Annotated in this window: 10 protein-coding genes and 1 pseudogene; 4 read left to right on the forward strand and 7 right to left on the reverse strand. The window is 75.5% G+C overall.

Going from position 1 to position 10,433, the window contains the following annotated elements:
• Window positions 1-97 precede the first annotated feature (97 nt).
• The 3 genes from PSR1_RS17960 to PSR1_RS17970 all read right to left on the reverse strand — a co-directional run bounded on the left by PSR1_RS17960 (window position 98) and on the right by PSR1_RS17970 (window position 3,390).
• Window positions 98-1,381, reverse strand: coding sequence for a glutamate-5-semialdehyde dehydrogenase (locus PSR1_RS17960; RefSeq protein WP_059438819.1), 1,284 nt, complete (start codon window positions 1,379-1,381; stop codon window positions 98-100).
• Window positions 1,382-1,383: 2 nt separating this feature from the next.
• A complete protein-coding gene (gene proB, locus PSR1_RS17965) occupies window positions 1,384-2,523 on the reverse strand; it encodes a glutamate 5-kinase (RefSeq protein ID WP_237758119.1) in 1,140 nt (379 codons plus the stop codon).
• A gap of 87 nt (window positions 2,524-2,610) precedes the next feature.
• Window positions 2,611-3,390: a hypothetical protein gene (locus tag PSR1_RS17970; protein WP_059438821.1), complete on the reverse strand. Its 780-nt coding sequence runs from the start codon at window positions 3,388-3,390 to the stop codon at window positions 2,611-2,613.
• A 194-nt stretch (window positions 3,391-3,584) separates the two neighbouring features.
• Here PSR1_RS17970 and PSR1_RS17975 point away from each other — a divergent pair, with 194 nt between their 5' ends.
• On the forward strand, window positions 3,585-4,454 hold the full coding sequence (locus PSR1_RS17975; RefSeq protein WP_059438822.1) for a M48 family metallopeptidase: 870 nt from the start codon (window positions 3,585-3,587) through the stop codon (window positions 4,452-4,454).
• Window positions 4,455-4,458: 4 nt separating this feature from the next.
• On the opposite strand, the gene PSR1_RS17980 is transcribed toward PSR1_RS17975, so the two are convergent.
• From PSR1_RS17980 to PSR1_RS17995, 4 genes are all read right to left on the reverse strand, one after another.
• Window positions 4,459-5,067 (reverse strand): LysE family translocator, encoded by a 609-nt coding sequence (locus tag PSR1_RS17980; protein WP_059438823.1) that lies wholly within the window; start codon window positions 5,065-5,067, stop codon window positions 4,459-4,461.
• Window positions 5,068-5,074: 7 nt separating this feature from the next.
• Window positions 5,075-5,593 carry an exonuclease gene (locus tag PSR1_RS17985; protein WP_059438824.1) on the reverse strand — a complete coding sequence of 173 codons (519 nt, stop codon included), beginning with the start codon at window positions 5,591-5,593 and terminating at the stop codon, window positions 5,075-5,077.
• Between the two features lie 3 nt (window positions 5,594-5,596).
• A complete protein-coding gene (locus PSR1_RS17990) occupies window positions 5,597-6,844 on the reverse strand; it encodes an MFS transporter (protein ID WP_059438825.1) in 1,248 nt (415 codons plus the stop codon).
• A gap of 192 nt (window positions 6,845-7,036) precedes the next feature.
• Window positions 7,037-7,327 carry a hypothetical protein gene (locus PSR1_RS17995; RefSeq protein ID WP_059438826.1) on the reverse strand — a complete coding sequence of 97 codons (291 nt, stop codon included), beginning with the start codon at window positions 7,325-7,327 and terminating at the stop codon, window positions 7,037-7,039.
• Window positions 7,328-7,633: 306 nt separating this feature from the next.
• Between PSR1_RS17995 and PSR1_RS18000 the strand changes: the two genes are divergently transcribed.
• The 3 genes and pseudogenes from PSR1_RS18000 to PSR1_RS18010 all read left to right on the forward strand — a co-directional run.
• Window positions 7,634-7,909 carry an STAS domain-containing protein gene (locus PSR1_RS18000; protein ID WP_059438827.1) on the forward strand — a complete coding sequence of 92 codons (276 nt, stop codon included), beginning with the start codon at window positions 7,634-7,636 and terminating at the stop codon, window positions 7,907-7,909.
• A 123-nt stretch (window positions 7,910-8,032) separates the two neighbouring features.
• On the forward strand, window positions 8,033-9,886 hold the full coding sequence (gene hflX, locus PSR1_RS18005) for a GTPase HflX (protein WP_237758122.1): 1,854 nt from the start codon (window positions 8,033-8,035) through the stop codon (window positions 9,884-9,886).
• A gap of 14 nt (window positions 9,887-9,900) precedes the next feature.
• Window positions 9,901-10,433, forward strand: a pseudogene (locus PSR1_RS18010) (hypothetical protein); the annotation flags it as partial.

A 10,433-nucleotide genomic window follows, 5' to 3' on the forward strand; every position in this document is an offset into this window, starting at 1 on the left:
CGGCCCGCGGCGGGCGGGCGCGCGCTTCGAGGGGGTCTTCTTCGCGAACGGCTTCTTGCCGGCTGCCTTCTTCTTCGTCGCCATCAGGTTCCTCTCGCTACCGCACGTGCCCTTCGCCCTCGACCAGGAACTTCTGGGTGGTGAGCTCGGCGAGCCCCATGGGCCCGAACGCGTGGAGCTTGGTGGTGGAGATGCCGATCTCGGCGCCGAGCCCCAGCTCGCCGCCGTCGTTGAAGCGGGTGGACGCGTTCACCATCACCGCGCTCGCGTCCACCTCGCGCTGGAAGCGCCGCGCGCTGCCGAGGTCGCGGGTGACGATCGCCTCCGTGTGGAGCGAGCCGTAGCGCGCGATGTGCTCGAGCGCGCCGTCGAGGTCCGCGACCACCCGCACGGCCAGGATCTTGTCCAGGAACTCCTTGCCGAAGTCGTCCGGGCGGGCCGGCACCGCCGCCACCCCGGCGCGCTTCAGGATGGTGAGCGCGGTGGGGTCGCAGCGCAGCTCCACCCCGGCGTCGGCGAGCGCGCGGCCCACCGGCGGCAGGAGCTTGCCGGCGGCGGCGCGGTGCACGAGCAGGCACTCGGTGGCGTTGCACACGCCGGGGCGCTGCACCTTGCCGTTCAGCGCCAGGTCCACCGCCTGCTGCGGCGGCGCCGACGCGTCGAGGTACAGGTGGCACACGCCCTGGTAGTGCTTCAGCACCGGCACCCGCGAGCGCTCCGCCACGGCGCGGATGAGCGACGGGCCGCCGCGCGGGATGGCGAGGTCGATGAGGTCGTCGAGCGCGAGCAGCTCGTAGGTGGCCTCGCGGTCCGGCGTGGGCACCACCTGCGCGCTGGCCGCCGGCAGCCCGGCCTTCTCGAGCCCCTCCGCGAACGCCTCGGCGAGCGCGAGCGACGAGCGGAGCGCGTCGGAGCCGGGCCGGAGGATGGCCGCGTTGCCGCTCTTCAGGCAGAGCGCGGCCGCGTCCACGGTCACGTTGGGCCGGGCCTCGTACACCATCAGCACCACGCCGAGCGGGATGCGGACCTTGCGGATCTCGAGGCCGTTCGGGCGCCGCCAGCTCGCGGTCACCTCGCCCACCGGGTCGCGCAGCCCGGCGATCTCGTGCAGCGACGCGGCGATGCCGGCGAGCCGCTTCGGGTCGAGCTTCAGGCGATCGAGGTACGCCGCGTTCTGCCCGGCGGCGCGGGCCGCGGCGAGGTCGCGCGCGTTCTCGGCCAGGATCCGCTTCTCGCGGCGCCCGATGGCCTCGGCGGCGGCGCGGAGCGCGGCGTCCTTGCGGCGGGGGTCGGCATGCGAGAGGGCCCGGGCGGCCTCGCGCGAGGCCTCCGCCAGCTTCCGCATCTCGGCGGCGAGGCCCAGCGACTTCTCCTTGCGCATGCTCACTCCCGGCCGGTCTCGAGGACCACCAGGTCGTTCCGGTGGACGATCTCGTCGAGGTACTTATACCCGAGCGCGCGCTCGATCTCGCCGGTCTTCAGCCCGGCGATGCGGCGGACCTCGTCGGCGGCGTAGCCGGCCAGGCCCCGCGCGAAGGGGCGGGCCGGGTCCACCGCGACGTCCACCGGATCGCCCACCCCGAACTGGCCCTGCACGCCGCGGACGCCGCTCGGCAGCAGGCTCCGCCCCTGCTCCACCAGCGCGCGCCGCGCGCCCGCGTCCACCAGGATGACGCCCTTGCCGCGCGCGGCGGCCGCGAGCCAGCCCTGGCGCGAGCTGAGCCGGTGCGCCCCGGGCGCGAACACGGTGCCGACCGGCTCGCCCGCGAGCAGCGCCGGCAGCGCCCGCGCGCGGCGCCCGGACAGGAGCGCGGTGACGACGCCCTGCGCGCCGAGCCGCCGCGCCGCCTTCACCTTGGTGATCATCCCGCCCACGCTGCGCTCGCTCCCCGCCCCGCCCGCGCTCCGCTCGATCTCGGCGGTGACCCGCGGCACGTCGCGGAGCAGCCGCGCCCCGGGCTCGGCGGGGTTCCGGTCGTAGAGCCCGTCCACGTCGGTGAGCATCGCCACCGCGTCGGCCTCCACGCAGCCCGCCACCAGCGCGGCGAGCGTGTCGTTGTCGCCGACCTTGATCTCGTCCACCGCGACGGTGTCGTTCTCGTTCACGACCGGCACCGCGCCCGCGTCGAGCAGCCGCTCGAAGGTGCGGCGCGCGTTCAGGAAGCGCTTGCGGCTGGCGAGGTCGTCGGCGGTGAGCAGCACCTGGGCGGTGACGAGGCCGTGGCGCCCCAGCGCCTCCCCCCAGGCGGCCATGAGGTGCGGCTGGCCGGCGGCGGCGCAGGCCTGCTTGGTGGGGATGTCCCAGGGCTTGCCGCGGCTGCGCACGAGGCCGAGCCGCTCGGCGCCGAGCGCCACCGCGCCGGAGGAGACGAGCACCACCTTCCGCCCGCGCGCCACCTCGGCGAGCTCGGAGGCGAGCCGGCCGCAGTTGTCGCGGTCGAACCGGCCGGCGCGGTCGGTGAGCGTGCCGGTGCCGACCTTGACCACGAGCCGCTTCACGCGGCGGAGGGCGCTTCGGGACATGGGGAGCGGCATTGTAGACGCAAACGCGCGCCGATCGCGGCGGGGATCGCGCCGCCGGGGTCACGGGCCGCGCGCGCCGTGCGCGGCTCAGGGCAGCTTGTAGGCCACCGAGGCCGCGATGGGCACGAGCCGCGGCCCGGCCGCGGCCGAGAGCTGCAGGTAGACGAAGTAGGCGAAGGCGCCGTTGTCCACCTTCTGCGCGGCGATGTCCTGGGTGGACACCACCCGCACCTCCTCGACCGCGTCCTTGGTCACGAGCGCCGCCATGGCGGTGTCGTCGGAGCGGTACAGGTACGCGGCGCCGTCGATCTTGGCGTCGCTGTCCCAGAACACGAACGAGAAGCCGGTCACCACCGCGCCGTCGGGCAGGTCCACCGGGACCACCAGGAAGTCGTCCTCGCCCGCGGACTGGTAGCGGCCCACGCCGCCCGGCACGCTGAGCTGGGTGGTGGCGGTGGTGGAGACGCGCGGCACGCCGGCGAGCGACGACACCGACACGACGCCGCGCGGGAAGCGCTGGCACACCACCGTGCCGTCCTGGGCGACCACGCGGATGGCGGAGCCGGGCGCGCAGGTGCCGGTGATGCGGGCCTGCTTGGTGGCGAGCACCTCCGCCTGCTTCACGATCTCGGCGGAGTGGAGCTCGAGCGCGCCCGAGACCTCGGCCGGCATCCGGTCGAAGGTGAGCCGGCCGGTCTGGATGCGCGCGGCGTCGATGGGCGCGCCCCCCGGGTACTCGGTCGAGAGCGGCGGCGGCGCGGGCGCGGCGGACGCCTCGGCGGCGCCGCGCAGGAACCCGAGGCCGAAGACCCCCGCGGCCACGACCGCGAAGGCGGTCGAGAGGACCGCGAGGCGCGTGCGCGACATGGTGACGCCCCCCTCCGTGAAGGATCGACCGTCCGCTTGTACCGCGGGGGAGCGGCGGGCTTCAAATCCGGGATCCGCGGGACGCGCCCGCCCCGCCCGCGCCCCGGACCGATCACCGGGCTTCGCGCCGCACCCCCGTGCGGACGATGACCCCACGCCGGGCCGGCGCTAGAAGCGCGCCGGAGGGAACCGGCATGCACCGACCGTCTCGCACCCCGCTCGCCGCGCTCGCGGCCCTGGCGCTCGCCGCCGCCTGCACCGGCAAGCAGCGCGTCGCCACCGAGACCACCCTCGCCTCGGTGCTCATCCCCACCGAGCAGGAGAGGCAGCTCGGACTGCAGGTGAAGGAGCAGCTCGAGACGAAGGAGCACGTCCAGTACCTCGAGGACCCGGCGGTGAACGCCTACGTCCAGGGGATCACCGGCAAGATCCTGGCGAGCGCGAAGAAGGACCGGCCGGACGTGGACTGGTCGGTGAAGGTCATCAACGAGCCGAAGACCGTGAACGCGTTCGCGACCCCGGGCGGCTTCCTGTACGTCTACTCGGGCCTGCTGCTCGCCGCGGACGACACCGCCGAGGTGGCCGGCGTGCTCGGGCACGAGGCCGGGCACGTGGTGGCGCGCCACTCCGCGCGGCAGATGGTGAACGCCATGGGGCTCGAGACGGTCATGGGCATCGCGCTCGGGAAGAACCCCAACGGCGCGGCGCAGCTCGCGGCGGGGCTGGCCGGCAAGGGCGCGCTGCTCGCGTACTCCCGCGCCGACGAGAGCGAGGCCGACGAGTACGGCGCGCGCTACGCGGCCGCGGCCGGCTACGATCCGCGCGGCATCGCCACGTTCTTCCAGAAGCTGGAGAAGGGCGAGGGGAAGCAGCCGGGCTGGACCACGTACCTCTCCACCCACCCGGCCACGCCGGACCGGATCGAGAAGGTCGACCGCTACGTCGCGAAGCACCACCTCGCCGGCTCGGGCGGCCGAAGCGGCGCGGAGCTCGCGAAGGTGAAGGAGCGGCTGAAGGCGATCCCGCCGCCGCCCGCGCCGCCGGCGCAGGGCGCGGGCAGGTAGCGGCTCAGGCGCGCGGGCCGGAGAGCCCCTTCGCGAGCTGCCACAGGCCGAACGCGAGCAGCGCCAGCCCGGAGACCGCGGTGAGCGCGCGCTGCGTGCGCGGCCCGAGCCGGCCCAGGCCGCCCGCCGCGGCCACCAGCGCGGCGTTGCCCCCGAGCAGGAACGCGTAGAAGCCGGCCAGGAACCCGCCCGCGTCGCCGGGACCGTCCCGCCAGGCGGCCGCGAGCACCGGGCCGCCCACCGCGCTCCAGAAGATCCAGGCGTTCGGGTTGGTGAAGTTGAGGAGCACCGCCCGCCAGAAGCCGCGCGGCGGCGCCTTCGCCTCCGGCGCGGCGGGCGGGGCGCGCAGCCCGCGCAGCGCCGTGAAGGCCAGCCACAGCACCACCGCGCCGCCGAGGAGCTGCAGCGCCCGGAGCAGGCCGGCCGGCACCTGCGCGAGCGCCACCAGCACCGCCGCGATCACCGGCGGATCGGAGGTGAGCGGCACGAGCACCACCGGCAGCGTGCGGACCGCGCCGTTCCGGAGCGACTGCGCGAGCAGGTAGGCCTGGTACGGCCCGGGCTGGGCGGCGGCGGAGAGGCCGAGCAGGGCGCCCTGGGCGAACAGCGTCACCGGGCGCTCACTTGAGGTTCAGCTTCAGGCCCATGTCCACGAGCTGGAGCAGCACCCCGGCGTTCGCCTTCGCGTCGTTCACCGGGTCGTGGTCGTGCGCGGTGGCGCGGAGGTGCTTCCACTGCGCGTGGCCGTCCTTCACCATCCCGCAGTAGAGGTCGCCGATGCGCCGGCCGCTCCAGCCGAACGGGTTCCGGCCCAGGTACGTGTGGAAGTACCAGTTCACGTACTGCCAGTCGAAGGAGAGGTTGTCCGAGAACAGCACCGGCCTGCCCTTCGTGGTCTCCTGGATCCAGCGCTCGAACGCGGCCATCACCTCGCCCGGCTCGCCGAAGCGCAGGTGCTGCTCGCGGGTGACGCCCGAGATCGCGAGCGCCTCGGGGAGCCACAGGTCGGAGATGGGACGGACCTCGCCGCGGAAGGTGCGCGACAGCCCCGGCTCGACCCGCACCGCGCCGAACGAGACCATGGAGTACTTGCCCGGGATGGGCCCGTCCGCCTCCACGTCCACCACGTACGCCGACATGGCCTAGTCCGCCTCGACGTAGTCGAGGTCCACGCCGAACGTCTCGCGCAGCCCGAACGCGGACACGAGCGCGAGGCCGAACCAGAGCGCGCTGACGGCGGCCGCCGCGCCCACCAGCCCGAGGTGCGGCCGGGCCCACTGGAACGAGAGCGTGCACACCGGGACGAGGCCCCGCACGAAGTTGGGCACGGTGGTGGCCACGGTGGCCCGCAGGTTGGTGCCGAACTGCTCGGCCGCCACGGTGACGAAGATGGCCCAGTAGCCGCCGGCGACGCCGAGCAGGCCGCACGCGCCGAGGAACAGCGCCGGCGAGGCGCCGCGGCCGGCCACGAAGTAGAGGACGTTGGCCGCGGCGAGCAGCGCCACGAACAGGAGCACCACCTTCCGCCGGCTCCGCCACACCTGCGAGAGGAGCCCGCTCGACAGGTCGCCCACCACCAGGCCGCCGTAGAAGAACATCACCGCGTCGCCCGCGGTCACCGGGCCGGTGACGCCCAGCGTGCGCCCGAACTCCGGCGCGAGCGCGATGAGGATCGCGTTCGAGCACCAGATCGGCACGCCGATGAGGATCGAGGAGAGGTAGCGCCGGAAGCGCTCGCCGCCGCGGAACAGGGTGAGGAAGTCGCCGCGCCGGACGTGCGCGTGGCGGATCGCCTGGAACATCCCCGACTCGCTCACCTTGATGCGCAGCACGAGCAGCAGCAGCCCCAGCCCGCCGCCCACCCAGTAGGCCACGCGCCAGTCGAGCGTCTTCGCCACCACGTTGCCGACGATGGCGCCGGAGACGCCCACCGAGGCGACCAGCATGGTGCCGTAGCCGCGCAGCCGGGCCGGCAGGATCTCCGCCACCAGCGTCACGCCGGCCCCGAGCTCGCCCGCGAGGCCCAGCCCGGCCACGAAGCGGAGCGCCTTGTACGTGGCGAGGTCGTGCACGAACCCGTTCGCGATGGTGGCGATCGAGTAGAGCGTGATCGAGCCGAACAGGATGTGGAGGCGGCCCAGCTTGTCGCCCACGATCCCGAAGACGATGCCGCCGAGCAGCATCCCCACCATCTGCCAGTTCAGGACCGACAGCCCCTCCGACACGAGCGCGTCGCCGGTGAGGCCGATCGCGGTGAGGCTGGGGATCCGGACGATGTTGAAGAGGATGAGGTCGTAGATGTCGACGAAGTAGCCGAGGGCGGCGACCACCACGGCCGCGTTCAGGACGGTGCCGGCGCCCGCGCGGGCGCTCTGTGCGGGGGAGTCCATCGGTGCGGCGATATGACCATGCCGGCGGCCTCCCGTCGAGGCGGACGCCGCCGGCCGCTGCCCGCGCAATCGGCGCGCGGCTGCCCGGCCCGCGCGCAGGGATCGCGCGCCGGGGAGGCTCGAGCCGGGCACCCGCGTCGCGGTACCGGCCGGTCGGTGTCGAATTTCCGGCGCCGGGCTGCCGGGGCCGGATCAGGCGACGCGGCGCGGCGGGCGCGGATCGACCGGCGCGGGCGCGGGCTGCAGCCGGTCCCCGCGGGCGAGGCGGCCGGCCCAGATGCCGAGGGCGACCACCGGCGCGAGCAGGATCACGAGGAGCGGAAACTCCACCAGCGCGGCCACGAGCGCGGTCATCGCGGCGGCGGTGGCGACGAACAGGAGGGCCATCGTCCAGGCGATGCGATCGACGAGGAGGTGGCGGAAGGAGCGGCGCCGGAGGTGCACGACGCCGTCGGCGCGGCGGCGGACGATGAACCGGTTCATGGCGGTCTCCAGGCTTTGCAGATCCCGGACCACGGTGAGGCGAGCCGAGCATCGCGCCGCCGCGGCCGCGCCCGCATCCTCCTGGCAGGGGATGGGGCGCCGCCCGGCCCGTCGCCGCCGCAGGCGCCGCTGTGGGCGGCGCGCCCCTGCACCGATCGTGTGAGATCCCGCCCGCGCGCGCCCCGGCCGCGCCTCCGGTGCGTCATCATGCCGTCACCGCGAGTTTGCGGATCGTGCGGGCCGGCGCGGATAATCCTGGGTGCAGCGTCGGTGGCGCCGTCCGCGCGCCGCCCGGGGGAGACAGCCATGGAAGCGGCCATCGCGCTCGAGGCGAACGCCATCCGCTTGGACGGGGTGCTCGACGTGCCCACGGCGCGCCGGCTCGCGGCCCAGCTCGCGGCGGCGGCGCCCGGCTCGCTCGTCCGGATCGACCTCACCCACGTGCGCGAGCTGCACGACTTCGGCCTGGCGGTGCTGGCGCAGGCGCTCTCCGCCCGCGGGATCCGCGCGTCCTTCCGCGGCCTCGGCCAGCACCAGCTCCGGCTGCTGCGCTACCTGGGCCTGGACGCGGTCGCCGCCTAGCCGCGCCCGCCCCCGGGCGGCGGCGCGCCCCTCCCCGGCCGGCCGACCCCGCGCGGTCGGCCCCTCGCCCGCCGCAGATCGCGTCGATCCGGCGGCCGCGCCGCGGTAGACTCCTCGCAACGAATGCAGGAAGTCCACGGCAACACCCTCGGCCTCAAGCCCTCGCAGCTCCACGCCCTCCGCCGCACCTACCGCCGCCGCGTCGACGCGCAGTCGATCGTGTCGCCCGAGCTGGCGCGCCACCTCGCCGAGGTCTCCCGCGAGACCAACCGGCAGGTCGGCGTGCTCCTCGACCGCAAGGGCGACGTGCAGGCGGTGGTGGTCGGCGACGCCCGCAAGCTCGACCTCCCCGACGTCGGCCGCGGCCGCGCCGGCGAGAGCCGCCTGCGCGGCCTGCGGCTCGTGCACACGCACCTGAACGGCGAGCCGCTCACCCGCGACGACCACACCGACCTGGCGCTGCTCCGCCTCGACCTCGTGGCCGCCATCGAGGTGCGCGACGACGGGCTGCCGGGGCGGGTGCACTACGCGCACCTGCTCCCGGAGAACCCGCAGGGCGCCATGTGGAAGGACGAGGAGGCGCCCACCGTCCACGACCTCGCCTACGACGCGCTCTCCGGCGCGCTCGCGCTCGAGGACGAGTTCGCCCGGGCCCGGGCGGCGCGCCGCACCGGCGGCCGGGAGCGCGCCATCCTGGTGGGCTTCGGCGGCAAGGGGCGCGGGCGCGCCGAGGCGGAGGCCTCGCTGGAGGAGCTGAAGGAGCTCGCCCGCACGGCCGGCGTCGAGGTGCTCGAGGCGACGCTGCAGCTCCGCCGCGACCCGGACCCGCGCTACCTCATCGGCAAGGGCAAGCTCGAGGACATCGTGCTGCGCTCCATGCAGCGCATGGCCACCGTCATCGTCTTCGACGCCGAGCTGTCGCCGTCGCAGGCGCGCCACATCGCCGAGGCCACCAGCCTCAAGATCCTCGACCGGACCCAGCTCATCCTCGACATCTTCGCGCAGCGGGCCCAGTCGGCCGACGGCAAGCTCCAGGTCGAGCTGGCGCAGCTGAAGTACCTGTACCCGCGCCTCGTCGGCCGGGACGACTCGCTCTCGCGGCTCGCCGGCGGCATCGGCGGGCGCGGGCCCGGCGAGACGAAGCTCGAGATCGACCGGCGCCGGGTGCGCGACCGCATCACCGCGCTGGAGCGGCGCATCGAGGGGCTCGGCGCCGACCGCACCCTGCGCCGCAAGCAGCGCAACGCGCGCGGCCTGCCGGTGCTCTCCATCGTCGGCTACACCAACGCCGGCAAGTCCACCCTCCTCAACGCGCTCACCGACTCGGCGGTGCTCGCCGAGGACAAGCTGTTCGCGACGCTCGACCCCACCAGCCGCCGGCTGCGCTTCCCGCGCGACCGCGAGGTGATCATCACCGACACGGTGGGCTTCATCCGCGACCTGCCGCCCGACCTCGTGAACGCGTTCCGCGCCACGCTGGAGGAGCTCGGCGACGCCGACCTGCTGCTGCACGTGGTGGACGCGTCCGACCCGCGGCAGGAGGAGCAGATCGCGGCGGTGGAGGAGATCCTGCGCGGCCTGGGCCTCGACGGGAAGCGGCGGCTCCTCGTGCTCAACAAGGTCGATCGGCTCCCGCCCGAGACGCAGGCGGCCCTGGCGCAGCGGCGCGACGCGGCGGCGGTGTCCGCCGTGACCCGGGCCGGGCTGGGCGGCCTGCTGGCGCGCTGCGAGCAGCTGCTCTGGACCGACGGCCGCGTGGCGCTCGGCGACGTGATCGCGGCGGCCCCCGCCGGCGAGGACGCCGCCGACGGCGGCCGCGCCGGCGACGACGACGCCGCGCGCGCGCTCGCCCCCCGAGCCGCCCGCGCCCGCCGCCGCCTCCGTGCCCGGCCCCGGCGAGCCGGCCCCGCCGCGGCTCCTCCCCGCCTCGCTGCGCCGCGTCTCGTGAGGCGCCTCCCGGGTCGCCGGAACTCGTGAGAGGATGCCCCGCCATGCGCCGCGCCCCGCTCGCCCTCTGCCTCGTCGCCCTCGCCTGCTCCCGCAGCGACCCGGAGGCGCGCGCGCGCGTGCTCGGGCGCGAGGACCGGCCGCGCGAGCCCGCCCCCGCCGCGTTCGACCCCGAGCACCCCGAGGCCGCGCTCGCGCTCGACGCCGACGAGGCGGCGCGCCGGCTGGGCGCGTTCGACTGGACCGCGGCGGCCGACTGGACGGTCGCGGCGCCCGGCGAGGAGGCCCGGCAGGTGCACGTGACCGAGCACCACCAGCTCCGCCAGTCCGCCACCGGCGAGTTCGAGGTGCGCGCCGAGATCGACCCCGGCCTCGGGCCCGGCTCGTCCGGCGGGAAGCACGTGATCTGGACGGGCGGCACGACCTACGCCCGCGCGCTGCCCGCGGCCTTCCGCGAGCGCCCCACCGACCGCGGCCGCGACGCGCGCCGCTTCCGCGACGAGAGCTTCCGCCTGGCGGCCACCGTGGCGGCGCTGTACGGCCCGGCGCCTCCGGCTCCGAGCCCGCCGGCGAGGCG

Source organism: Anaeromyxobacter sp. PSR-1 (genome assembly GCF_000964525.1).
Lineage (GTDB): Bacteria > Myxococcota > Myxococcia > Myxococcales > Anaeromyxobacteraceae > Anaeromyxobacter.